General features: G+C 61.2%; 22 protein-coding genes and 1 pseudogene. 2 read left to right on the top strand and 21 right to left on the bottom strand.

Going from position 1 to position 23,192, the window contains the following annotated elements:
• Window positions 1–13 precede the first annotated feature (13 nt).
• Genes KEC16_RS18450 through KEC16_RS18435 form a run of 4 tightly spaced genes read right to left on the bottom strand, consistent with a single transcriptional unit; the run spans window position 14 to window position 3,695 of the window.
• Window positions 14–1,051: a glycosyltransferase gene (locus tag KEC16_RS18450; RefSeq protein ID WP_249209318.1), complete on the bottom strand. Its 1,038-nt coding sequence runs from the start codon at window positions 1,049–1,051 to the stop codon at window positions 14–16.
• Entirely contained in the window at window positions 1,048–1,815 is a 768-nt protein-coding gene (locus tag KEC16_RS18445) for a glycosyltransferase family 2 protein (protein WP_211551693.1), read from the bottom strand. Before KEC16_RS18445 ends, KEC16_RS18450 begins: the two co-directional genes overlap by 4 nt.
• Window positions 1,812–2,960: a glycosyltransferase family 4 protein gene (locus KEC16_RS18440; RefSeq protein ID WP_211551691.1), complete on the bottom strand. Its 1,149-nt coding sequence runs from the start codon at window positions 2,958–2,960 to the stop codon at window positions 1,812–1,814. The genes KEC16_RS18445 and KEC16_RS18440 overlap by 4 nt, the downstream gene beginning before the upstream one ends.
• Window positions 2,961–2,963: 3 nt before the next feature.
• Complete coding sequence (locus KEC16_RS18435; RefSeq protein ID WP_249209317.1) at window positions 2,964–3,695, bottom strand: polysaccharide deacetylase family protein; 732 nt, start codon at window positions 3,693–3,695, stop codon at window positions 2,964–2,966.
• A gap of 147 nt (window positions 3,696–3,842) precedes the next feature.
• Between KEC16_RS18435 and asnB the strand changes: the two genes are divergently transcribed.
• Window positions 3,843–5,591, top strand: a complete 1,749-nt coding sequence (asnB, locus tag KEC16_RS18430) for an asparagine synthase (glutamine-hydrolyzing) (protein WP_211551689.1) — start codon at window positions 3,843–3,845, stop codon at window positions 5,589–5,591.
• Here the strand turns inward: asnB and KEC16_RS18425 are convergent.
• Window positions 5,588–5,728 carry a hypothetical protein gene (locus KEC16_RS18425; RefSeq protein ID WP_211551687.1) on the bottom strand — a complete coding sequence of 47 codons (141 nt, stop codon included), beginning with the start codon at window positions 5,726–5,728 and terminating at the stop codon, window positions 5,588–5,590. The two genes, asnB and KEC16_RS18425, sit on opposite strands and share 4 nt — an antisense overlap.
• A 74-nt stretch (window positions 5,729–5,802) precedes the next feature.
• On the opposite strand from KEC16_RS18425, the gene KEC16_RS18420 reads away from it, so the two are divergent.
• Window positions 5,803–6,621 carry a polysaccharide deacetylase family protein gene (locus KEC16_RS18420; RefSeq protein WP_211551685.1) on the top strand — a complete coding sequence of 273 codons (819 nt, stop codon included), beginning with the start codon at window positions 5,803–5,805 and terminating at the stop codon, window positions 6,619–6,621.
• Here KEC16_RS18420 and KEC16_RS18415 read toward each other — a convergent pair.
• The 16 genes and pseudogenes from KEC16_RS18415 to KEC16_RS18340 form a co-directional block, all read right to left on the bottom strand.
• On the bottom strand, window positions 6,616–7,545 hold the full coding sequence (locus tag KEC16_RS18415; protein ID WP_211551683.1) for a lipid II:glycine glycyltransferase FemX: 930 nt from the start codon (window positions 7,543–7,545) through the stop codon (window positions 6,616–6,618). The genes KEC16_RS18420 and KEC16_RS18415 overlap by 6 nt on opposite strands.
• The gene (locus KEC16_RS18410; protein WP_211551681.1) at window positions 7,538–8,584 is read right to left on the bottom strand and encodes a DegT/DnrJ/EryC1/StrS family aminotransferase; all 1,047 of its coding nucleotides are present in this window, start codon (window positions 8,582–8,584) and stop codon (window positions 7,538–7,540) included. The genes KEC16_RS18415 and KEC16_RS18410 overlap by 8 nt, the downstream gene beginning before the upstream one ends.
• 39 nt (window positions 8,585–8,623) lie before the next feature.
• Complete coding sequence (locus tag KEC16_RS18405; protein WP_211551679.1) at window positions 8,624–9,844, bottom strand: oligosaccharide flippase family protein; 1,221 nt, start codon at window positions 9,842–9,844, stop codon at window positions 8,624–8,626.
• Between the two features lie 5 nt (window positions 9,845–9,849).
• Window positions 9,850–10,989: a glycosyltransferase family 4 protein gene (locus KEC16_RS18400; protein WP_211551677.1), complete on the bottom strand. Its 1,140-nt coding sequence runs from the start codon at window positions 10,987–10,989 to the stop codon at window positions 9,850–9,852.
• Window positions 10,986–12,050, bottom strand: a complete 1,065-nt coding sequence (locus tag KEC16_RS18395) for a glycosyltransferase family protein (protein WP_211551674.1) — start codon at window positions 12,048–12,050, stop codon at window positions 10,986–10,988. Before KEC16_RS18395 ends, KEC16_RS18400 begins: the two co-directional genes overlap by 4 nt.
• Window positions 12,037–13,128, bottom strand: coding sequence for a glycosyltransferase family 4 protein (locus KEC16_RS18390; protein WP_211551672.1), 1,092 nt, complete (start codon window positions 13,126–13,128; stop codon window positions 12,037–12,039). Before KEC16_RS18390 ends, KEC16_RS18395 begins: the two co-directional genes overlap by 14 nt.
• Window positions 13,125–14,312, bottom strand: coding sequence for a glycosyltransferase family 4 protein (locus KEC16_RS18385; RefSeq protein ID WP_211551671.1), 1,188 nt, complete (start codon window positions 14,310–14,312; stop codon window positions 13,125–13,127). The genes KEC16_RS18390 and KEC16_RS18385 overlap by 4 nt, the downstream gene beginning before the upstream one ends.
• A 9-nt stretch (window positions 14,313–14,321) precedes the next feature.
• Window positions 14,322–16,334 (bottom strand): glycosyltransferase, encoded by a 2,013-nt coding sequence (locus KEC16_RS18380; RefSeq protein ID WP_211551669.1) that lies wholly within the window; start codon window positions 16,332–16,334, stop codon window positions 14,322–14,324.
• Window positions 16,331–17,278: an NAD-dependent epimerase/dehydratase family protein gene (locus tag KEC16_RS18375; RefSeq protein WP_211551668.1), complete on the bottom strand. Its 948-nt coding sequence runs from the start codon at window positions 17,276–17,278 to the stop codon at window positions 16,331–16,333. Before KEC16_RS18375 ends, KEC16_RS18380 begins: the two co-directional genes overlap by 4 nt.
• Window positions 17,275–17,721: a dTDP-4-dehydrorhamnose 3,5-epimerase family protein gene (locus KEC16_RS18370; protein WP_211551666.1), complete on the bottom strand. Its 447-nt coding sequence runs from the start codon at window positions 17,719–17,721 to the stop codon at window positions 17,275–17,277. The genes KEC16_RS18375 and KEC16_RS18370 overlap by 4 nt, the downstream gene beginning before the upstream one ends.
• Complete coding sequence (gene rfbG, locus KEC16_RS18365; RefSeq protein ID WP_211551664.1) at window positions 17,718–18,788, bottom strand: CDP-glucose 4,6-dehydratase; 1,071 nt, start codon at window positions 18,786–18,788, stop codon at window positions 17,718–17,720. The genes KEC16_RS18370 and rfbG overlap by 4 nt, the downstream gene beginning before the upstream one ends.
• Window positions 18,788–19,567 carry a glucose-1-phosphate cytidylyltransferase gene (gene rfbF, locus KEC16_RS18360; protein ID WP_211551662.1) on the bottom strand — a complete coding sequence of 260 codons (780 nt, stop codon included), beginning with the start codon at window positions 19,565–19,567 and terminating at the stop codon, window positions 18,788–18,790. The genes rfbG and rfbF overlap by 1 nt, the downstream gene beginning before the upstream one ends.
• Window positions 19,568–19,657: 90 nt before the next feature.
• Window positions 19,658–21,136 carry a hypothetical protein gene (locus KEC16_RS18355; protein WP_211551660.1) on the bottom strand — a complete coding sequence of 493 codons (1,479 nt, stop codon included), beginning with the start codon at window positions 21,134–21,136 and terminating at the stop codon, window positions 19,658–19,660.
• 193 nt (window positions 21,137–21,329) lie between these two features.
• Window positions 21,330–22,076 carry a 3-deoxy-manno-octulosonate cytidylyltransferase gene (kdsB, locus tag KEC16_RS18350; RefSeq protein WP_211551658.1) on the bottom strand — a complete coding sequence of 249 codons (747 nt, stop codon included), beginning with the start codon at window positions 22,074–22,076 and terminating at the stop codon, window positions 21,330–21,332.
• The gene (locus KEC16_RS18345; protein WP_211551656.1) at window positions 22,073–22,702 is read right to left on the bottom strand and encodes an HAD family hydrolase; all 630 of its coding nucleotides are present in this window, start codon (window positions 22,700–22,702) and stop codon (window positions 22,073–22,075) included. The genes kdsB and KEC16_RS18345 overlap by 4 nt, the downstream gene beginning before the upstream one ends.
• Before the next feature lie 115 nt (window positions 22,703–22,817).
• Window positions 22,818–23,040: pseudogene (locus KEC16_RS18340) on the bottom strand (IS66 family transposase); the annotation flags it as partial.
• Window positions 23,041–23,192: the final 152 nt, after the last annotated feature.

Below are 23,192 nucleotides of genomic sequence, written 5' to 3'. Positions count from 1 at the left end.
GGGGCATCGCCGGTCACCAGCCGGCGATGCGCTCGAATTCACGGGCGGCGTCGTCCCAGCGCCAACGGCGCTGATGCTCGAGACAGGTCCGATGCTGGCTGGTCCACAGGGTGTCATCGGCCAATAGCTTGATGGAATGGGCGGCGAAATCCGCAGCGCCACGGCTGACGAAGCCGGTCTGACCGTCGATCAGGCGCTCGTTCATGCAGGCGATATCTTCCAGCACCGTCGGTACGCCCATGGCCTGGGCCTCGGCCACCGCCGAACAAAACGTTTCGCCGATATCACCGCGATACATCAGCACGCGGGCCTGAGCCAGTTCATCCACCAATTGTGCCTTGGGCACCGGTCCGCGCAATACAACGCCCTTGTCGACCAGGGCTGCGGCACGTTCCAGCACCGGTCCCATCTTGCCTGCCTTGGCTTGACCGGCGGTGCCATAGGTGGCCATACCGGCGAAGATGTGCAATTGAGCGGCGGGGATTGCCGGATGGACTGAGCTTTCCCAGACATCCAGTAGCCAATCCAGCGACCTGAGCGGGTTCGAGGTGAAAACCGCGCGCGGCGGCGGGGGCGCGCGTTCGGTCGCGTGGCAAAACAGATCGGTCAGGCCGTACAGGACGATCTCACGCCCGCCGGCAAATCCCCAGGCGGGATAGGTGCCGGCATGGCTGGCGCCGGAAAAGACGATGGTCGGGCGGCGCAGCGCCAGTTTCCACTGATAGCGCCATTTCAGCAGATAGCCGGCTGGATTATGGATCCAGAAAATCGTCTTCTTTGCCCCTGGTACTTGACGGATCAGCTTGTCGCCGCGATTGGCGATGTAAAGGTCGGCGGTCCGGGGCAGACCTTCACCGATGGGATGCCAGTGCACGCCGCGATGGGTCACCGCCATTTCGCATTTGTTGTAGACGTGCACATCATGGCCGCGCGCCGCCAAGGCGTTGGCCATTTCGATGAACGAGGTTTCGGCCCCGCCAAGCGGGCGTTCGTCCAAGGTACGGCCATCGAAAACGATGCCGTCGTCGGCCATGACGATATGGGCCATCATTCTTTCTCCAGCCGGGCTTTCAGGTGCGACAACATGGGATAAAGAGCGGCGCAGACGGCGATGATGAAGCCATAGCCGCCCTCGCGGTATCCTCGGCGCGAGACGTAACATTTCCAGAACCGAGACGCCATGCGCCGCACATTGCTGGCGGTCGAGCCCCAGGTTTCGCCGCGGTCGCGCAAATCGCGGGCCTTGGCGGTGGAATAGTTATCCAGGCGGCGGATCATGTCCGAGATATTGCGGTCGACATAATGATTGATTCGGTTCTTCAACATCGGGCCTTTGCGCCCGCGCCAGATCAGGCTGGGGTGGACGCGGTCGTTGCCCCAGGTTTTGGCTTCTTTGCGGAACAAGCCGGGATAAGCGGCTTTACCGAATGATCCGCCCCAGCCATGGCGGACAAGCCGTTCCCCGATGTAGTTATCCACTAAGATTTCGTGCCAATCGAAGGTGGTGGAATCGATGGTGGCACGGATTTCAACGGCCAGTTCGGGGGGGATATGTTCGTCGGCGTCCACTTCCAACACCCAGTCGCCGGTGCAAAAGGCGATGCCGGTGTTGCGGCGCTCGCCCTCCATGTCCCAGCGGCCCTCGAGCAGGCGGTCGGTGAAACGGGCGGCGATGGCCTTGCTGCCGTCGGTGCATTTGTCCAAAACCACGACGATTTCGTCAGCGAAGCTCAGCCGCTCGAGACAGGCTTGCAGCCGCTTTTCCTCGTTATGGACGACCACCAAAGCGGACAAGCGGAGGTGAGGATGTGTCATGCCAGCCCTCGAAGCGGCGGCACTCGCCGGGCCTTGGCCCGGGCGATGGCGGTGTGATAGGTCGCCAGGGTTTCGGCCATGCGGTGATCGAAACGCATGGAATTTTCCGCTAAAGCACGAGCGCCGGCGGCCATGGCGGCGGCACCCGCCGGGTCGGCCATCACCTTGGCGATGGCGGCGGCCAGGGCGGGGCGGTCGGCGGGGGGCACCAACCAGCCGGTATGGCCATCGACGACGATTTCCGGCACACCACCTACCGCACTGGCGACCACGGGGCGGGCGGTGGCAAAAGCCTGGACGGCGACGCGGGGTTGGGCCTCGGTCAGCGACGGGATGACGACCAGATCGCCGGCGATCATCATGCGGGCGACATCGTCGCGATAGCCGGTAAAGCTGATTTGTCCGGCCAACCCCAAGGCGCAGGCCTGGGTGGACAGGCCTTGTTCGTATTGCACCGCCTCGGCGGTGGCGCTGCCGACGATGAGCAGTTTGGGGGTCAGCCCTTGTTGTTTCAGCAAGCCCAAAGCGCCGATCAGATGGTCTTGGCCCTTGTCGGGGCGAATCATGCCGACACAGACGATGACGTATTCGTCTGCGGCGATTCCCCATTCGTCGCGTACCTGGGCGCGGGTGGCCACCGGATCGGGTAACTCGAAGAACTTTTCGTCGGCCCAGCCACCGATGGCAGTGCTGCGCTTGGGATCAGCCAGACCGATTTCACGCAAATGATCGCGAGTGCATTGGGCCACGGTGATGATGTGATCCGCCCCCAGGCGCCATTGCAGCCGGCGGACCAGTGACGGCTTTAGGGGCTGATTGACATGGCGCGAGCGCACCACCGCGCACAGATCCAGGCAACCCATGGCGGCCTTGGCATCACGGGTAACGTGCGTGTCGATTACATCGACGCGGTGTTGTTCGACGATGGCGCGCAGGGCCTTCAGGGTCGGTAGCCGCCAGGGCCGATCGAAGTTGAAGTCAATGACCGGCAGGCCCAGGGCCTGGGCGCGGGCGAAAGGTTCGCCATCGGCGGGGGCCGCCAGCCAGACCGGGTGGTCGTGGGCGACCAGCCAGCGGACCTGTTCGATGGTCCGATGTTCCATGCCGCCCCAATTACGACCGGGAATGGTGTGCAGGATTCTCATGATTCAGACCAAGGCGTAGCGCGACCACCAAGGGGCGGTGGGGGCGGGGGGGATGGTGACGCAGGCGTAGCCGGCGCCGCTCAGGCGGTCGAGCAATTGGCGCAGCAATTCGACCGTCACGGCGGCCTTGAATTGGGAGCCGGGGCGTTCGTTGATGGGCTGGTCATGCATCAAGATGATGGCGCCGGGCAGACGTGGGTCAGCCAGGATGCGATCCACCTCGGCCGCGCATTGTGGCGCGATATCGGCATCGCTTTGACAGCGGGTGGAAATCAGATGGTCCTCGGTGCTGGGTCCCCAATGGGCGATCTGGCAACCGGGCTGCCAGCGTTGCAGCGCCCGGTGCACGGTGGCGTTGCGATAGCCGCCGTTATAGGGCAGGCGCACCAGATAAGGGTTGGGGGTTGGGCGGTGACGGGTCAGCAGAGCCTCGCATTTTTCCATATCGGCGATCAGGCGGTCGGGGCCGGCGCGGTCCAGACGGATATGTTCCCAGCCATGGGCATAGATCGCGTGACCGCGGTGGACGGTGTCGGCGACCAATGCGTCATGTTCCACCGCCCGGCAGCCGGACATGAAAAATGTGGCCTTGCCCCGGTAATGGTCCAACAGGTCCAGCATGGCTGGCATGGTTTCCGGCGTGGGGGCATCGTCGATGGTGATGGCCACCGCGCGCGCGTCGGCAACGTGCCGCAACACCGGGCGCCAGGCGCCCAAAGACCAGGAAATACCCAAGAAAATGTCCTTAATTCGTCCTGAGAATCGGTGCGGATGGTGGCAGGTCCGTCCAGGTGTTGCAAGACCTTGGCACCGTGGCTGGCGCCAAGGGTGAAAATCGGGTATGTCTCGCCGCCACAGCCAATCCCTGGGGGGGCTAATCTCATGTGCGGTCTTGCCGCCATTTTCGCCCATCATGCCGATTCAAAGCCGGTTGATGCCGCTGAATTGCAGCGTATCCGTGATCGCATGACCGTGCGCGGCCCCGATGGGGCCGGACAATGGCTGGCGCCCTCGAATCGGGTCGGGTTGGCCCATCGCCGCCTGTCCATTTTGGACCTTTCCGATGCCGGTGCTCAGCCCATGGCCAGTGCCGATGGTCGTCTGATCATGGTTTTCAACGGCGAAATCTATAACTTCCGGGACTTACGCGACGAGTTGCAACAAGCGGGAGCAATCTTCCGCTCGCATGGCGATACCGAGGTGGTGCTGGAGCTTTATGCCCGCTATGGCGTCGATGGGCTGTCGCGCCTGCGTGGGATGTTCGCCATCGCCCTGTGGGATCACGCTCGCCAAGGCCTGCTGTTGGCCCGTGACGGGTATGGCATCAAGCCGCTTTATTACGCCGACCAGGGGGGCTGCATCCGCGCGGCCTCGCAGGTCAAGGCGCTGCTGGCTGGCGGCGCCATCGACACCAGCCCCGATCCCGCCGGTCATGTGGGTTTTCGGCTGTGGGGGCATGTCCCTGAACCGCACACCCTGTATCGCCATATCCGCGCCGTTGCGCCGGGCGGCTGGATGTGGTGGGGACAAGACGGCAATCATTGCCAGGGACGCTTCTTCGACATTGCGCAAACTATTCGTTTGGCCCCCGCCGATGCCAGTGTCGATCTGGGGGCCGCCCTGGCCGATTCGGTCCGCCATCATCTGATCGCCGACGTGCCGGTGGGGGTGTTCTTGTCGGCGGGGCTGGATTCCACCACCATTGCCGCTTTAGCGGCTCAGGCCATGCCGTCGGAACGATTGAAGACCATCACCTTGGCCTTCGATGAACTGGCCGGTACCGATGGTGACGAAGCGCCGTTGGCCGAGCAGGTGGCCGCCCATTACGGTGCTGACCATGCCACCTGCCGTATTCCCGCCGGCGATTTTGCCGCATCATCCGAGCAAATCCTGGCTGACATGGACCAGCCGTCCATTGATGGCGTCAATGTCTGGTTCGTCGCCCGTGCCGCCCGCCAGCGCGGGCTGAAGGTGGCCTTGTCTGGCCTGGGTGGCGACGAAATCTTCGCCGGCTACGATTCATTTCGCCAATTGCCGCAAGTGGTCAGCCGTTTGAAGGCGTTCGGTTGGACGCCATTTCTGGGGCGTGGCTTGCGCGCGGTCAGCGCGCCGTGGCTGTCGCGTTTTACCTCGCCCAAATGGGCTGGGCTTTTGGAATACGGCACAAATCTGTCCGATGCCTATCTGTTGCGGCGCGGTCTGTTCATGCCGTGGGAATTGCCCCAGGTGATGGACCCCGAGATGGCGCGGGCCGGTTGGCGCGATTTGCAGCCGCGTCTGGCCCTAGCCGAGACCATCGAAGGCATCGATAACCCGCGTCTGGCGGTCAGCGCTCTGGAAAGTGCGTTTTATATGCGCAATCAGTTGCTGCGAGATGCCGATTGGGCCGGCATGGCCCATTCGCTGGAAATCCGGGTGCCGCTGGTTGACACTGTGTTGCTGTCGCAGGTGGTTAGCTTGGTCAAGGCCGGCAAGCCGCCATCAAAACTGGACATGGCCGCCTGTGCTCGCCCAGTTTTGCCTGATGCGGTGCTGAGGCGGCGCAAGACCGGATTTTTCGTCCCCATCGCCCAATGGATGGGGCAGCCGCATCTGCGTGGTTGGGCCGCCACGGTGTTGGCCGGGTTTTAGAACTTGCGGGTCGCCACCAGCGCCGGGTCCATGCGGGCTTGGCGCAGATATTGGGCCAGAGCGGCGAAGCCGATGATGGCAATGCTGGCGACGCCGTCGGCAGCCACCGTGTGGACAATCAACATGTAAGCGGACACGGTAGCAATAGCCGAAGCAGGTCCGGGATACAACATCCGTGCGTCGCCGGCGATGCTTGTGTTATGGAAAGTCCATGTCTGACCTTCGTTCCCTGATCGCTCCCGTTTGGTTGGCCGCGTGGCGTGGCGTGCGCACCGTGGTCCCGCAATCCGGGTATCGCACGCTTTTATTCCATGACGTGCCGCAATCGCAGCGGCCGGTCTTCGCCGCGCTGGTACAGCGTCTGCATGCCGATGGCCGGCTGATCACCCCCACTCAGGCTGCCGCTTCGCCTCGTCCCCGAGGGGTTCTTCTCAGCTTTGATGACGGTTTTCAGTCCAATCTGGAGGTGGCGGAGACGATCCTTGCCCCCTTAGGGGTCAAGGCGTTGTTCTTTATCTGCCCTGGCCTGACCCAATTGTCGGGTGATGCCCAGGCTGCCGCCATCGCCGCTAACGTCTTCGACGGCAAGCGGGCGGCGGGGGATCTGCGTATTCTGGATTGGGACGGGGTCGAGCGGTTGAGTGCCTTGGGCCAGGAAATCGGCAGCCATACCCTGGACCATAAGCGCCTGACCGCATTAAGTCCCGATGCGCGGGCGGAGCAGATCGAGGGTGCGGCCCAGGCCTTTCGGCAGCGTCTGGGGGTGGTGCCCGATTGGTTTGCTTACACCTTTGGCGATGCTTGGTCCGTGGACACACCGTCCTTGCAGGCCATCGCCGGCTTGCATCGGTTTTGTCGCAGCGGCGTACGCGGGGCCAACCATAATAGTGTCAGCCCCTATGCTTTGCGCGCCGATCACGTGGAATTGGGGGGAGGCGATGCCTGGCGGCAGCTGGCGGTGGAAGGCGGGCTTGATCCACTGTACAGCAAGGCTCGGGCCCACCTGGATGGGTTGGCCAGTGGTCTATAGGCTGAGGAACTCGCCGGCCAAACAGTATTCCTGACCCTTCATACCGCGCTTAAAGGCGGCGATGCCGGGGGTCAAAGCCGCGTCGATTCCGCCAAGATCCAACCAGCGGCAGCCTTGCGCCTGTAACGTCACGATCGCCTGCCACAGCAGGAAGTTGTTGGCTTTCAGCTTGCGCCCCATATCGCCGTTCCACCCCACCAGATAGGTGGCGCTGGTGCCGTGGCGGGCCAGCAGGATACCGCCCACAGCTTCGTCCTCGGGGGTGAGAGCACGGATGACCAGCAAGTCCTCGGGTCGACATAGGGATTGGGCCAGGGCGGTGATTTGGGCGGATGGCATGCCGGTAAAGTGTTTGTCGCGCATCAGCGCCGCATAATGTCCCATCAGCCATAGCCGGGTTTCGGCGGTGGCCGAGATATCTGCTGACAGGCCGGCTTTTTCCGCCCCTACCAGCATGTTGCGCCATTTACCGTCCAGCCGCTTACGCAAGACGTCCAACGGTTGCGTCAGATCGATCCAGGCCGAGCCCCAGCATGGCGCCTTGCGGCGGATCAGGCCAAGGCGTGAGGCATGGTCCTGCTCCAGTTCTGGGGCGATGAACAAGGCCGCCGCCCGCCACAATCGCCACGGACGGCGCAAGGCGGTGATGATCGCCAGTTGGTCTTCGAGCGCAAGCGGGCCAAGCCACACCGGGCCGCGATTGAGCCGGGCGATACGCGCCAAGCCTGCCACGCGCTTTTCCAGTACCTGGGCCAGGGCCAGCGGTTTGCCGTCTTGGTGGATGAGCAAGCGACGGGGGGTCCAGCCTTCGGCTCGCTTGGCCTCGCCGTAAGCCCAGCTTTGCACCAGGGCGGATTGGCCGGCCTGGGCGAACAAATCTTCCCACTGGGGGCGGGTCAGGCTGTCGAAAGAGATGTCAAGCATGGGCCAGAGCCTTGGCGTAAAGCTGTTCATATCCTGGCGGTAGTGCACCATGCACCGGCAGCAAAATCACCGACCGCCGCAGGCCGATGGCTGTGGCGTCGCTGACTTCTGGCGGCAGATCGGGCCAGCTCTCCACCGGCAGATGGGCGTGTCGCAAGGCGGCATAGCGGGCGATGGCGATGTCGGTGTGGTCACAGCGCAAGGCAAAGCGATAAGGAGCCGGGCCGTCATCGGTGAACAAAGGGTGCCAGCCGGGCAAGTGACCCAGTGTCTGGCGTAAGGAAGCGGCATTCATGCGGCGCATGGTTGCCTCGACGGTCAGATCGGCGGCGGTCATCAAGCGCAACGACACGGGCGACGGAGTGCATAAGGGCGGCATGGCGGTGGTGGTGGGATCGTCGAGGAAGTTGATTTGTCCTCCTTGCGCTATCCAGGAGCGCAACGGGTCGGGCAGCGCCCATTGGATCAGCCGCCGGCTCAACCAACGGAATACCCCGCCGCTTGATTGCCCTGCTCCGGCGGGTAAAGGGCGATTGCGGGCGACAATCACGGCACCGTCGGGCAGGGCCAGCACCTTGTGCGGACTGTACAGCACATAATCGCCGGATTCCCCGATGCCAGGAGCCGGAGCCAGGGCATGGGCGGCATCTTCCACCAAAATGGCGCCGGTACGGTCACAGGCGGCACGGGCGCTGTCCAGAGGGACCGGATGGCCAAAGGTGTGCACCGTCACCACCATGTCAGCCTGGCCCAGGTTGCTCCAATCGGGCCAACCATTTTCATTGACGGGAACGAAGATCAGCTCCGCCCCCATGGCCCGGAGCGGCAGCAGTGAGGCATTGCAAAACCAAGCCGGTAATGCGACCTTGGGTTTAGATCCCAGCATGCCGGCCAGCAAAGCCAGCGACCAGCACGACCGTGCCAGGACCAGGGATTGGTCGCCGGGACGGCGCCAGCCGGCGGCGGCCTCGGCAGCGGGCTGTGGCACCAAGGCAGACAGGATATTCCAGGGATTGGTTAGGGGGGCGGTGCTGATCATGGCGGCATCATCGGTCTGCTTGGCGGCGGGTGCAACCCCCTATGCATTGACTTCCGAACGCAACATTAGTGCCGTCAGCACGATGAAAGCCCCGGCATAGGCTACCGACAGGGCGATGCCCATATGGGTGGCGTCCACGGCTTGCCCCATGATCAGCGGCCACAGCGGGATCAGCAGGCCACCATATTGCGCCAGTCGGGCGACCAGCAGCCAGCGCACTCGCTTGGACGCCACCACTTCCGACCGCAAGGTTTCAAATAAGGGCAGGAACAGGACCATACCGGCCATGGCCACCAAAATCGGTGCAGCGGGTGCCCAAGGCGCGCCAAAGATCCACGGCACCACCGGATCAGCCAAGGCCCAGGCGAGAATGGCAGCCAGGGCCAAAGGTGGGGCGGTGACCAGCAGGAGGCGTCGGCGCATCAGGCGGCGTTGGCCGCGGCACTCTGTCTGACCAAACCAGACAGCGACCACCCGTCCGCTGATCGGTTGCAGCACTTGTTGCGGGACCAGGGCCAGTCGTTGCGCTTGAAAGAACAGTCCGGCACCACTTAGGCCGGTGCCAGCATTGACCAGCAACAGGGTCAGGCGGGAGAAGCTGTTCTCTAGCATGGCATCCAGCCAGACGCCGCGTCCGTCCCGCAAAACCGCTCGCCATTGCGACCAGCCGACCCAATGGAAACGATAAAAAGATATGGCGCCGATGCCAATCAAGGCGGCTAATCCGGCCAGGGCGAAAAACAATTCGCGCACATACAGGCTGTCCGCCCCGATTCCGGCCAGGACTAAGACAACGGCCAAGCCATGTCCGCTGATCTGGACCATGGTTTCAACGATGGCCAAGCCGCCAAAGCGCAAGCCGCGTTCGAAGAAAGCCCGATTCTGGTTGGTCCAATGGCCGATCACCAGGGCCAGGACCAGGCACCAATCGGTCCACTGAGTGTTGCCGGAACTTACCATCAGCGCCGTGATCAGCAGAAATGCCACTATGGTTTCCCAACCGATGACTGAAAACAGCAGATCGCGGCGCGGTACATTCATTTCAGCTTCAAGGGTGCGGATAATCAATGTGTTGGTGCGGATGGACAGAACCGACAGCACCAGGGCCGCCGAGGCCTGGATCACGGCGAAACGACCGAACTGGGCCGGATCGAGATGGCGGACCATGATCAGATTGGCGCCAAAGGCGATTACCGCCTGGGCAATTGCGCTGGCCACCAGAATCAGGCCGGAGATGGCGACCCGTGGGGTTCTTGCCATGGGGGTCAGCCGGGTTTGCGCTGGGCGGTGTTGGACAGGATTTCCATCAGTCGTTCCACATGCTGATCCCAGGTATAGCAGGACAATACCCTTTTGCGGCCGATGTCGATCAGTTCAGCGCGCAAGTTGGGGTCGTTATCCAGGCGGTCAATGCAGGCAAGCAGCGATGACAGCGACAGCGGGTCGAAATAAAGCGCGGCATCGCCACAGACTTCGCGGTTGACTGGGGTGTCGGCGGCAAGCACTGGAATGCCGCTGCTCATGGCCTCGGCCATGGGGTGGCCGAAGGTTTCAGAAATGGACGGAAAAATGAAGATGTCGTGGTTCTGATAAAGCCTGGGCAGGGCTTCATAAGGCTGCCGGCCCAAGGTGACCGTCTGGGCCGCGATGGCCGTGTCAATCAAGATACGATCATGGGCGCTGCCCAGGAAATCGTCCAGTTCCTGCCGGGTCATGGTGATGGTGGCATGGGCTTGGCTGCCACGGGCGACCAGTGCCTCGACCGCCTGGCAGACCAAGCCGGGACGCTTATGCGGATAATACACTGACACGTAAAGCAGCCGCAGAATGCCGTCGGCCTTCCATTGCCGGGGCGCCTCCGTTGCTGGGATGAAGGAATGGCTCATGGTGCCATAGGGATTGACGGTGATCTTTTGTTCCAGGTCGGGCGACCACAGCGACAACAGATCGCGCATGGCTGCGGTCGGCGTCATCACCTGATCGGCGCTGCGAGCCGAGGCGATGATCAAGCGGCGGCGGGCCTTGCGCTGCAACGCTGACCACAGGCCCTGTTCGGGCGAGACATTGGCCAGATAAAACGGATCGAACAACCCGCCTTCGCGCACCAGCAAAACCTGGGGTACCGGGCAAGCCAGCAGGCCGAAATTGGCCGACGAAAACAACACATCGGGTTTGCGGCGGCTGACGATCCGGCGCCATTGTGTCTGCTCCCAGATCAAGCGCAGGGCCGGGCGCAAATCGCTGGCAGTGACCCGCAGCATGTTGGGCCGGTCGGCACCGGGAAAGCGTTGGGACACGGCGAACTCGGCAGTGTCGTTACGCTCTGCCAGACTGTCCATGAGATTGCGGGTATAGGTGACGATGCCGCCCATGCGGGCGGAAATGGCGTTGATCAGGATTTTCATGGTGTCTTGGATTCCCCGAACAGCCGACTCAGGATGCCATGCAGGCGGGCATCGTGGCTATGGCCGCGTTCAATCATTGCCCGAGCCGCTGCCTGAGCTGCGGCTATCCGTGCCGCATCGTCGGCCAGCCAGCGTTGTGCCTGGGCCACCAGATCATCGTCATCGCGGAAAAATCCGGCCTCGGCCTCGGAGTGGACTAAGGCGGCGGCTTCGTCGGAATATTCGTGCAGCATGAAGCCGCCGCAAGCCGGAATTTCCACCGTGCGGCAGGTTTGCCGGTCGCGGTTGCCCCTGCGCAAAAAGCCCAGGGTGATCTTGGCCGCACCGACCACCTTGGCATAATCGTGATCATAGACCGGGCGGTTTTCAATGTGCAGGTTGGGGTGACGGTCCGTCCAGGCGGCCCAGCCATTGCCCCACACCCGGACGGCGATGCCGGCTTCGGCCAGCCGCAGCAGGCTGGCGGCGCGTGGGGTCTCGAAGGTACCGACAAACGCCATATCTGCCTGCAAATCCTGGCGTTCGATTTCGCTGACCGGTGTCGGGTGATGCAAGCCGGGATCGAAGCTGTTGTTGACGAACAGCATCCGGCGCACGCCCAGCGATGGCACTTCATCCGCATTCAGGTTGAACGATTTGGTGGTCAACCACCAGTCGAAGGCGGGCATGGCGCGTTCCAGCCAGCGCGACCGGTGTATAGAGTTCATCATGTCGTCTTCGGAATACCAAGTCAGCAGTGCCTTGGGCGCCACTTGCCGCAACCGATGCAAGGTGGCAGCACGGATCATGGGGGCTGCTTCGATCCACACCAGATCGCAATCCTGGTCGGCTACCGTCAATACCGCGTTGTTGCAGTCGGCAGGATCGGCGGGTAGGCGCAGGCGATAGCGCAACCGGTCCATCAGGCTGGGACGGTCTTCATAGGTGGCGCCGTCGCGGTTGATAGGTATCACCCGGACCCGGTGGCCCAGCCGCTGTAATGCCGCCACCCGTTGTGGAGTGCGGCTACCGGTGATGGTCTGGCCGATGACCACGATGGAGAGGGGCTTATCCAAGGACATGGGCCACCGCCTGATGCACCCCGGCCAGATCGGCGCGGAAGTCCCAAGTGGCGATGCGGGCCGCCGCCGCTTGCCCACGGATTTCGCTTTGTTCGAGAACCCGGACCAAGCTGGTGGTTAAGGCGGCGACATCGCCGGCGGCGAACACCGCGCCGGTGCTCTCATCGACCAGATCGAAGGCGGCGCCAACCTGATCGCTGACCACCACGGCGGTGCCGCAGGCCATGGCCTCGTTCACCGCCAATCCCCAGGGCTCGTGTTCTGATGGCAGCACGAAGACGTCAGCCAGGGCATAAAAGGCCGGCAACTGGGTCTGGTTGCGGAAGCCGGCGAAGATCATCCCCGATTCGGCCATGGCTTCCAATTCGGTGCGCATTTCGCCGTCGCCGACCATTAACAGGGGGGGGCGTGGCAGAGGCAGGGATTTCCAAGCGGCGACCACCTGTTCGGGGTGCTTGCGCCGCTGGAACTTGCCTGCATACAATATCACCCGTTGTTCCGGTTCGATGCCCAGTTCACGGCGCAAGGATGCGGTGTCGGCCTGGGCGGCGAAGAAATCGTTGTCCACGGCATAGGGCACGGCAAAAATGCGGTCGTCGGTAATGCCGAAACGCCGGTAATAGGCGCCATTGGCCGAGCCGATGGCGAGGAAGGCCCGGCAATGGGCGAATATCCATCGCAGATAAAGCCGCTTCAGCCAGCCGTGCGGCCCCTTGCCGTCGGGCATGGCTCCATCCCAGTTTTCCGCCCGCATCAGTACCGGTTTGCCCAAGTGTGCCGCCAACCGCAAGGTCCGGCGCATGATCGGGCTGGCCCAGCCGTGCAACCAGATCACATCGGCGGCGGCGATTTCGGCTGTCAGATCGGTTTCCGCCAGGGCGACATTGTCGTAACCGTCGCGTAAAGGCACATCCCAGCGCACATGGGTGCGGAAGCCGGGATCATGATAGCCATCGACGGTATCAACCCGTTCGAACAAGACCCGCAAGCGCAAGCTGGAATCGGCGGCAATCAGGCGCAGGAGCGGTGCTTGGTATTGGATGGGGTGGCTGACCAGATAGAGCAGGCGTGGGCTCATGGGTGTTCCCCCCAGACGGCCTGCCAATTTTCGTCAAGGGCCTTGCGAAAGCAGGCGGGGGAATAACGGGTTTTTGCCACATTCCGGGCGGCGTGCCCCATGCGGTGGTGCAAAGCGCGGTCGATGACCAGACGCAGCAAGGCTTCAGCCATTGCCTGGGCGGTAGAGTCCACCAGAAAACCGGTCTCGCCGTCGCACACATAATCCTGCGGGCCACCGCACCGGGTGGAAACCACCGGTACGCCGCAGGCCATGGCCTCGATGCCGACGATGCCGAATCCCTCTTGCGCCGAAGGTAGGGCGAAGACGTCCAGCCCGGCATAAAAGCCGGGCAGATCCTGGCGTGGCAGCACGCCTTGCCATTGTACCAGCGCTTGGGCGCCCAGGGACCGGATCATGGCGGCAGTGGACTTGTCGGGTTGTCCGGTCAGGCGTAGGCGGATGCGCGGATCGCGGCCATGGGCGATGACGATGGCGCGGATCAGCAGACCAAGATTCTTGCGGGGGTCGTTGGGCCGTCCGGCGAAACCGATGATGCCGGCTTCCGCTTCGGTGGCGGCGGGGCGATATAGATCGGGATCGGTGGGAATAGGCATGATCCCGCTCCCTGCCATGGCGAAGCCCAAACGGCGGAACATGCCAAGCGCATGATGGCCGACGGTGACGATGCGACCGGTACCGGCCAGGATGCGCCGTTCCATCGCCGCTTGCACTGGGCCGATGACGGCGTGGTCGATCAGGCGGCGCGGCCATGTCATGGCTAGGCGGCGGTCCAGCCGGTCGCCCAGCATGTCACTGGCGCACCACACCAGATGCGGCACCTTGGCGGTCCGCAAAGGATTGGATACCAAAACGGTGCCGCCCACCGCCACATGGCGGTCATGTGCGTCGATCAGCGCTTGCCAGCGCGGTGATGGCAGGTAATAGGGAAATTCCAGCTCGGCCCAGCGGCAGCCTACGGCGACGGCGTCGAATTCGGCGTCGAAGCATCGCCCCGCTTCGACCCCTGGGTGGCGCAGGCTCCAGGGCGACGGGCTGAGGTGACGGTGACTGGACAGTGGCGCATAATAGGCGATGGTGATGTGATGACCACGCGCGGCCAACTCTTGCGCCAGCAACCGGGTCTTGGCCGGAACGCCGCCTTCGAACGGCGGCAAGGTGATGATCAGGGTGCGTTGGGCCATGGCGGTGGATCAGTCCCGCCGTGCGGCATCGACCAGAACATCGGCGGTCTTGGCCGCTGTCTGTTTCCAGGAATACAGATGCGCCCGTTCCAGGCCGCGGCGGCTTAGTTCTGACCGGGCGGCGGGATCGTCCAGCAAACCGCAAATGGCTTCGACCATGGCCTGGGTATCGAGCGGGGCGAACAGGCGGGCGGCGTCACCCACCACTTCCGGCATGGCCGTGGTGTTGGAACTGGCGATGGGTGCGCCACAGGCCATGGCCTCGACCAGCGGATTGCCGAAGGTTTCAATGGTCGAGGGAAAGACGAATACGGTGCAGCTTCGATAAAGCTTGATCAGCTGTTCCTGTGAACAGCCGCCCAGGAAGGTGATGCTATGTCCGATGTTCAATTGCTCGATATGTTGCAGCAATTCACTATAATAATCGGGGTCGATGATGCGACCGGCGATCAGCAGATGGGCCGAAGGCTGGTGCGTTTGCAGCATGGCCATGGCCTTGATCAGGGTGTGCAGGTTCTTTTGCACATAGATGTCGCACACCGCCAGCAAGGTGCTTTGTTCGCGGGGCACAGAAGCATCCGGGGTGAAGGCCGGGGCGATACCGTGATTGATGATTTCGATACGTTTAACGATCAAGTCCGGCAAACCGAAGCTGAGGGAGCGGCGGGCGTAATCGGATACGGCGATGGCTCGGCGGCAGGTGATCAGTGACAAGGCGGTGGCCAAGGTCAGCATGCCCCAATAGACACGCTTGTTCAGACGTTTGTCCCGTTGCACCACGGCCAGCGAGTTGCGCAGCAGGATGACCGGATTGGGCGCGGCGAGGGGGCCGTAATTGGCGGGGGAAAAGGTCACCACCGCTAGCATTTCGCGGGCTAGAATCGGCAGGGCCAGTTGTTCCCAGAGCAACAGCCGCAGGAAGCCGGTCTTGAATTGCAGCAAATGCAGGCGCACACCTTCCGGCGGTTCGCCGAACAAGGTGTATTGGTCTTCGTGTAGCAACAAATGGATCGTAAGCCGGCGATCCTCGGCCAGATCGCCCAGGATGTTGCGGAGATAGGTGACGCCGCCGCCGCTTTTGGCGTGCAGGCCGTTGATCAGCACCGGCAGACGGTCATGGTGTGTTTTGGGGCCGTGCGGGATCAGGCTCAGCAGCAAGGCGACCCAATTTCGCGGCAGCAGCGGCCATTGGCGCAGGGATTGGATAAAGAACCGGCAGGCCTTTATCTGGTCGCCGGCTTCCTGATAAAGCCGCCCAGCCCCATATTGCAGGCTTGCCAGACGTTGGCGAAAGCGCAGAGCGTCGTGCCATGAACGCCTGGGTAAGGCATCATAATGCTTTTGCACCGCCAGCAGCGATGCCTGCATATGGCGTTCCGCCGATTTGCTTTGCTGGCCGGGATGGATGCGGTACTTGCTGAGCATCAGGGGGAGAAAGTGGATGCGTGCCCCGGCCTTGACCAGCTTAAGCTGTAACTCATAATCCTCGGCGCTGCACAAGGCGTCATCCTCGCTGACTCCGCCGACCTGTTGCAGCAGCGAGCGGCGGATTATGGTCGCCGACGGCGACATGGCCGAGCCCTCGAATAACAGATTGCGCAATTTGGCCCGCCGTTCCGGCCCCGGCAGCCAGTCGCGCAAGATGCGGCTACCATCCCAGAAATGCACCCCGTGGGTGACGATATCGGCGTCGTTGGTCAGACTCGGCAGGCAGGTTTCCAGCTTGTCGGCATGCCAGACATCGTCGGAATCAAGAAACGCCACCCATTCGCCCTGGGCTTCGTCGATGCCAATGTTGCGCGAGGCGGCGATGATGCCGTGATTGGCGAAGTTGATCAGACGGATACGCGGATCATTGATTTCCGCCACCACAGCTTCAGTGTGGTCGGCGGAATGATTGTTGATGACGATGGCTTCCCAATTCTCCACCCGTTGGGCTAGCACCGAATGCAGTGCCTCGCGCAGCCAGTCGGCCTGATTGTAGGTGGGAATGACGATGGTGATCAGGGGGGGGTGGGTCATGGTCTAACCTTGGCCTGAGCCACACAGAAATCAAGGGTTTCGTCGATAGCCCCCGCCAGATCGGCTTGCGGGATGAAACCGCAAGAGCGCAGCTTGTCGATCCGGTACTCCAACGGTGTGGCGATTTCACCGGGGGCGGGGGCCGGTCGCTGCAAGGCGACATTCAGACCCTTGGCGCGGGCGCGGGCCAGCACCAGATCGGCCATGGCAGCCACGCTCGTGCCTTGCCCGGTGCCCAAATTCATCAGGCCGTCGGCCCAGGCGACGAGCGGAAGCGTCAGCAGATAGGCCAAGGCGTTTTCCACATCGGCCAGTGGAATGAAATCACGGCGGACCAAGCCGCTGGTCCGCATTACCAACGGTCCGCCCATTGCCGCCGCCTGGCACAGGTCGTTGACCAGCAAGCCCCAACGATCGATGCCGGCATGGACAGGGGCGCCGATGGCGTTTGACAGGCGCAGGGCCAAGCCGCCGATGCGGCCCTGGGCATGGGCAGCTAAAACAAAATCCTCGGCCACCCGGTTGCTGATGCCATAAGGATGGCGCGGCAGCGGTAACGCGGTTTCGTCCACCACGCCATTCAGTCGGGCACCATAGACATGGGCGGTGGAAAACAGTACGAAGCGCTGGCAGTCGGCATTTATGGCCGCTTCCAGCAGGCGGATAGTATATTCGCCGTTGACGCGCAGGGCTTGTACCGGATCGCGAGCACATTCGCCGTCTGACAAGCCGGCCAGATGCACCACAGTCTGGCAGCCGGCGGATGCCGCCGCCAGACTGGCCGGATCGTCCCAATCAAGCACGATGGTTCGCGCGTTCTTGGCCCAAGCGGGAGAAAGCGGCCGACGGCTGGCGAGACGGACTTCATGTCCCTGTGTCAGCAGGTGACGGACCAGACGACCGCCCACATAGCCGCTGCCGCCGGTGACCAGAATGGCGGTCATGGCCTATCCCGCCAGATATAAGGAATGAACGGGTCGTCATGGTCCTTGCGCTCGGCCTCGCTTGGGTCATGGGCAAGGGTGGCGCAATTGGCGACCAGGGCGGTTTCTCCGCCAACGCATTGAAAGCCGGTCCATAAGCCTGGCGGTACGCTGACCAGAGCGTAATCGTCGCCGCCCAATGCGATTTCCCGTATTTGGCTTTCGGTGGAGCTGCCGGGCCGGGGATCGTAAAGGACGAAGTTGATGCGGCCCACTGGCACCGCATAGTTCAGGCCCATGCGACGATGATAGTGCCAAGCCTTGATCTTACCGGGATGGACCGAGGAAAAATAGATCTCACCGAATTGTCGGAACACTGGCGAATCGGCGCGCAACATGTGCATCACCGCGCCCCGGTCGTCGGCGATACGGCGCAACGGGGTGACGACGACGCCGTCGATCACGGGTTTTTGCCCATGTAATCGTTGATCTGGTTCTGGCAGACGGCGCGGGGGGAGGCGTTTTCACGGATGACCTGACGATACCAGCCGATGGTTCGGTCGATGGTTTCATCCACGCCCCAGCGTGAGCGCCAGCCCAAATCCACGGCGGCGCGATCGGTATTCAACTGCAACAGTCGGGCTTCGTGTGGGGCGTTGGCTTCGGGCGAGAGCTGGAACGAGCCTTCGCCCCATACCTTGACCGCCTCGGCCACCAATTCGCCGACGGTGCGCACCGAACCGACGGGCGGGCCGAAATTCCAGGCGCTACCAAATTTCTTCGGCTGTTGCACCAGATGGGCGGCAACGGACAGATAGCCCGACAGCGGCTCTAACACGTGTTGCCACGGGCGGGTGGCCTGGGGGTTGCGGACCGGCACTGGCATGCCGGCTTCCAGGGCGCGAATGCAATCGGGGATGATGCGGTCGCGGGCCCAGTCGCCGCCACCGATAACGTTGCCGGCCCGGGTGCTGGCGATGCCGAAACCGGGGCGAGACTCGAAATAGCTGGAGCAATAGGCGGAAAAAATGATTTCCGCCGCCGCTTTTGATGCCGAATAGGGATCACGCCCGCCCAGTTCGTCGGTTTCGCGGTATCCCCACACCCATTCCTTGTTTTCGTAGCACTTGTCCGAGGTAATATAGACCGCCGCTCGCACCGAATCGCTGGTGCGCAGGCATTCCAATAGGTTCAGCGATCCGCCGACATTGGTGTCGATGGTCTGTTTGGGCTGTTCATAGGACAGCCTCACCAAAGCCTGGGCGGCCAGATGGATGACCACCTCGGGTTGGCTTTCGGCAAAGACCTGGGACATATGATCAAGATCGCGGACGTCGCCATCCACATGGCGCATGTACTGGCGCAAACCGAGCAGATCAAATAACGGACGCTCGCCTTCGGGCGGCAGGGCATAGCCGGTGACCTCGGCCCCCAATTCGGTCAGCCACAGGCACAGCCACGACCCCTTGAATCCGGTGTCGCCGGTGACCAGCACACGCTTACCCTTGAAGGCGGTAAACAATTTTTCCATCACCAGCATCTCCACGGGGCTTGGCCCGCGTTCCACAGATCGTTCAGCAGCGTGTAGTCGCGGTAGGTGTCCATGCATTGCCAGAAGCCGTCATGGCGATAGACCATCAACTGGCCATCGGCCACCACCTTGCGCATGGGGTCCTGCTCCAACATGACGTTGTCGTCGCCGATGTAATCCAGCATTTTGCGGTTGCAGACGAAATAGCCGCCCGAGATACAGCCGCCGGTGGCTTGGGGCTTTTCGTTGAACTCCCGCACGCTGCCATCGGTCTCGATGCCCAATTCACCGAAGCGGCCGGGCGGGCGGACGCCGGTGACGGTGACCAACTTGCCGTGGCTGAGGTGGAAATTGACCAGGGCATTGATGTCGATATCGGCGACACCATCAGCATAGGTAAGCAGGAACTCTTCGTCGTCATCCAGATATTTGGCGATGCGCTTGACCCGGGTGCCGGTCAGTGAGTCGATACCGGTTTCAGCCAAGGTGATCTTCCAGCCGCTTTCGGCGTGGTCGCCGTGATAGTCGATGGCCTTCTCGCGCCCCAGCGTCAAGGTGAAGTCGCTGGTGAAGGCCTGATAGTTCAGGAAAAATTCCTTGATGGTGTGGCTTTTATAGCCCAGGCACAGGATGAAGTCGGTGAAACCGTGGGCGGCATAGGACTTCATCACGTGCCACAAGATGGGCGCTGGCCCCACGGGGAGCATTGGCTTGGGGATGTTGTCGGCGACATCGCGGATGCGCGTGCCCTGACCACCGCAAAGAATGACGACTTTCACAACATTTCCTTTATCGCGAGGCCCACTTCCAGCCGAGACTTAAAATACTCGGTCGGCAGATCGCAATACGCTGGGGCAGTCCAGGTTGGTTTATGCCCTGCCGGAGCGCGGGGCCGACAAGCGGCCAGCTATATACAAGATCACAATGAGGATCAACAGGGTCGGAAGCGTGCTACCCACCGTCAGGCTAATGTTCGATTCGTGATTGATCAACGGAAACAAAAGCGTTCCCGCAACAACCGTCTGCGTCACGCCAGCACCAAGCCTATTCAAAGCCCCATCGAGAAGACCCAGAAAAATCCCGGCCCCGGCCATGACCGCAACCAGACCCCACCAGCCAAAATTTACGAATCCCTCGACCAGCCAGGGAAGATTAACGGACATCTTTGTGTCGCTTTCAACAATGAAACCGTATCGGTGGCCGAATGTATTTCCTAGGTTTTCCAATGGCTTGTTGGCCCATAAAATACGCGGTAGCGGAGAACTGATCAATCTAGACAGAGTTTCACCGTTCCAGTATTGAACCGGCTCGGGGGAGCGCTCGTAAACGACTGCAAGGATTGCGGACTGATTCAACCGACGCAAAACTTGTCGAACGGCGCGGAAGTTTCTGCTGGCCGAGGTTTGTACAGTCTCGCCGTCTTGGGTCATGATCTCTTTGGAGGCAACGTCGGACAGCGTTCTTCTCAGGATGTTGAGACGATCCGCGAGGGTCAGTGTGTCGGTTTCCCACACCAGAATGGCCCGATAGGTGACGAAAATCGGATAGGCTGACAGCGTCAGTATGGCGAAGGCTGCAGCGACGATAATAAAGCGTCGCCGGTTGACGGCAGCCAACAGGAATGTCAAAAATGCCGGTAGCAGCAGGGTGCCGACCAAAGCGCCGGTTTTGATGCCGAGGTAAATGCGCCACGGCAGCAAAATGCCGAAGACGATGAGCAGTTGCAGGCGCGAGGTTTGCCGCCGCACGGCCAATAAGAAAAATATGCCGAAACCAAGAAAGCCGAGGGGGCCAATCAGCTGCCCTAAGGACGGAATCTGGAATACCCCCGGAAAACTTAGCCAAACAACGTGACTGACGACGCAAATCCAGCCCAGTTTTACAAGGGTTGCCGGAGGGAGATCGGGTACAAGGGTGGATAACGTCCGTTGCTGGCGGATAACGCCACGAATAAGATGAAAACTGACGAAAAACGATGTGACGCCAAGCAGAAGTGCCCCCATCACGGCACCGTTGAATTCAATGATTTCGGGCGATCCGACATAGGTGCGGATCGGCGCGGCATTCGGCCAGATAAAATCGACGAGAAACGGTTGAATGGAAAATTCGATCAAATAAAATAAACCGATGCCTTCGACAAACGGCAGGCTGTACTTTTCACGTGGAAGAAGGATGGCTGCGACATGGGCCAGACACAGACCGACAGATGCGGCGGCGGCAATGCTACCGACCAAGGTTAGCCGCTCGGGGCGCAACAGAACCAGCAATATCATGCCAATGCCGATGATCCCGGCTGACCATAAGTGGACAGGGCTTATGCTTAACCGGTCGTCCGGTGGGCGGTTCATGCTAATCTGTTGTCTTCCTGGCCGATAAGGGTCAAAGGATAAACCCCAATAACCACAATCACTGCGGCATACGCCATTTCAGATAAATCTAGGCGATGCGGACCGAGCAAAACTGAAACGACGAACAATACGAAAATCCAAGATAGCGGCATCCAAAATTGATTTCTAGCCCATTGTCGGAACGTTGCCGATATCATAGTTGTGGCTGTCCGACCTGGGCTCCCATCAATGCCCTAACCCGATGAAGGTCAGATTCTGTGTCTACGGACAGACTTTCATCGTGCACTTCCACCATCTTGACGTGGTATCCATGTTCAATGAAGCGCAGCATTTCCACACCTTCGGCCCGTTCCACGGGCCCTGGCTGATGCTCAGAGAAGATCAGCAGACCACTACGGCGGAACGCATATAGGCCGAGTTGTCGTAAATAGCGGACCTCTCCGCTTTTGGGAAAGGGGATGGGTGACCGCGAGTAAGCCATCGTATTCCCGGCAGCAGTAAGAGAAACCTTGACGATATTGGTGTCCACCGCATCCGAAGGATTGCTGATGGGTGTGTAGGCGTTTGACGCCATTACCGCCGGATCATCACATTGTTTGATTGCGTTGACGACCAAATCGATAGCACTTGGGTCAATCATCGGCTCGTCACCTTGGATATTTACATAGACATCGGCGACGACCATGTCCCGGCATTCGGCGACCCGATCCGTGCCAGTGCTGTGGTTGTCACCGGTCATTAGCACCAGTAGGTCCAATTCGCGGCACACTGCGGCGATGCGCTCGTCGTCGGTGGCAATGTAGAGGGCATCCAGCGTACGTGCCTTCAGTGCCTGCTGATAGACGTGCCACATCATGGGCTTGCCAAGGATATCGGCCAGAGGCTTGCCGGGAAAACGCACGGATTTGTAGCGGCAAGGGATAACGCCAACCGTTTTCATGGGTGCCGCACTCCGATCCAATCCGCCAGCTCCTTGATCGAGCTCAGAGCGGGGATGCCGTCCTTGGGAGCGGCACCATAACCCCACTGGGCATGAAGATAATCAATGCCCGCTCGCTGGGCGGCCTCGAAATCAGAGTCCATATCGCCGATGTAAATGGTGTCCGCCGGATCGATTTGCGACTCGGCCATGGCCAGCAACAAATGATCTGGTGCCGGCTTGCCGCGGAACTTGTCGCCGGGCGTTTGGACAGTGGTGAAGTCGACCGGCAGCATGGCGAGGATGGCATTGGTCCGCATACGGTCCTTAGAGGTCACCACACCCATGCCGATACCAGCCTGCTCGAGCGCCGAAAGTGTTTCCCGGACACCATCATAGAATGAAACTAGGTGCAGGCTACTCATAGAGCTAACGCGAAAAATACTTTCAGCTCTAGAGGCATATTCTTGTAGGCCAAGCATTGTCATAATATCAAAAAATGGCCTACCAATTTTTGAGAAGTATTCTTCAAAATCTACATTAATTTTAAGCTGGCTGCAAACCTGTCCCCAAGAATATTCCATATTCATTTTACTGTTAAGAATTACACCATCTAAGTCAAAAAGAACGAGTTTCTTTTGCGACATGATATTTTCCTGGAGAATAGAAAGTATATGTGTATGCAGCATAACCTCGTCTATACCGAGTGTCGATAGGAATTGCCGATGCCGACGTAATTGCTCACGGGGGTGACGCCGGCGTTCAGGCGACGGCGAAATTGCCGTCGATGAGTTCGCGGACAGCATCGAAAGCGTCCTGACCTTTCAGGCGGGCGGTGCCGGTGACGGATCGATATCCGGCATGGATTTGGCCCCCCAGTCGGAGCGAAATCCGTTGGTAACTTTGCGGAACACGGCAGATGGCCTGATACCGCCCTCTGTGCCAACGTGCTTGCGACAGTCGGGGGAAACCCCGTGTCGTCGAGCAATCTCACCGATCAATTTGCTCGCCAAGGTCACGCTTTCACGGTCGGTGAGCATCCATCCGACGACGCAACGGCTGGACGGCTTGCACCCGAAGATGAAGCTGCCGCCCGCTGCCAGGACATCGGCGCACATCGGTTGGTGGGCGTAGAGG

This window comes from Magnetospirillum sulfuroxidans (assembly GCF_018224925.1).
Lineage (GTDB): Bacteria > Pseudomonadota > Alphaproteobacteria > Rhodospirillales > Magnetospirillaceae > Magnetospirillum > Magnetospirillum sulfuroxidans.
The sequence above is the reverse complement of the archived record's forward strand: the minus strand, read 5'-3'. Positions and strand labels throughout refer to the sequence as shown.

Coding starts and splice junctions, on each gene's coding strand:
- KEC16_RS18420 (WP_211551685.1), top strand. CDS start 5,803: ATGTCTGACCTTCGTTCCCTGATCGCTCCCGTTTGGTTGGCCGCGTGG.
- asnB (WP_211551689.1), top strand. CDS start 3,843: ATGTGCGGTCTTGCCGCCATTTTCGCCCATCATGCCGATTCAAAGCCG.
- KEC16_RS18385 (WP_211551671.1), bottom strand. CDS start 14,312: ATGGCCCAACGCACCCTGATCATCACCTTGCCGCCGTTCGAAGGCGGC.
- KEC16_RS18450 (WP_249209318.1), bottom strand. CDS start 1,051: ATGATGGCCCATATCGTCATGGCCGACGACGGCATCGTTTTCGATGGC.
- KEC16_RS18445 (WP_211551693.1), bottom strand. CDS start 1,815: ATGACACATCCTCACCTCCGCTTGTCCGCTTTGGTGGTCGTCCATAAC.
- KEC16_RS18440 (WP_211551691.1), bottom strand. CDS start 2,960: ATGAGAATCCTGCACACCATTCCCGGTCGTAATTGGGGCGGCATGGAA.
- KEC16_RS18345 (WP_211551656.1), bottom strand. CDS start 22,702: ATGTCGCAAAAGAAACTCGTTCTTTTTGACTTAGATGGTGTAATTCTT.
- rfbG (WP_211551664.1), bottom strand. CDS start 18,788: ATGGAAAAATTGTTTACCGCCTTCAAGGGTAAGCGTGTGCTGGTCACC.
- KEC16_RS18355 (WP_211551660.1), bottom strand. CDS start 21,136: ATGAACCGCCCACCGGACGACCGGTTAAGCATAAGCCCTGTCCACTTA.
- KEC16_RS18390 (WP_211551672.1), bottom strand. CDS start 13,128: ATGAGCCCACGCCTGCTCTATCTGGTCAGCCACCCCATCCAATACCAA.
- KEC16_RS18375 (WP_211551668.1), bottom strand. CDS start 17,278: ATGACCGCCATTCTGGTCACCGGCGGCAGCGGCTATGTGGGCGGTCGT.
- KEC16_RS18415 (WP_211551683.1), bottom strand. CDS start 7,545: ATGCTTGACATCTCTTTCGACAGCCTGACCCGCCCCCAGTGGGAAGAT.
- KEC16_RS18405 (WP_211551679.1), bottom strand. CDS start 9,844: ATGGCAAGAACCCCACGGGTCGCCATCTCCGGCCTGATTCTGGTGGCC.
- KEC16_RS18395 (WP_211551674.1), bottom strand. CDS start 12,050: ATGTCCTTGGATAAGCCCCTCTCCATCGTGGTCATCGGCCAGACCATC.
- KEC16_RS18400 (WP_211551677.1), bottom strand. CDS start 10,989: ATGAAAATCCTGATCAACGCCATTTCCGCCCGCATGGGCGGCATCGTC.
- KEC16_RS18380 (WP_211551669.1), bottom strand. CDS start 16,334: ATGACCCACCCCCCCCTGATCACCATCGTCATTCCCACCTACAATCAG.
- kdsB (WP_211551658.1), bottom strand. CDS start 22,076: ATGAAAACGGTTGGCGTTATCCCTTGCCGCTACAAATCCGTGCGTTTT.
- KEC16_RS18410 (WP_211551681.1), bottom strand. CDS start 8,584: ATGATCAGCACCGCCCCCCTAACCAATCCCTGGAATATCCTGTCTGCC.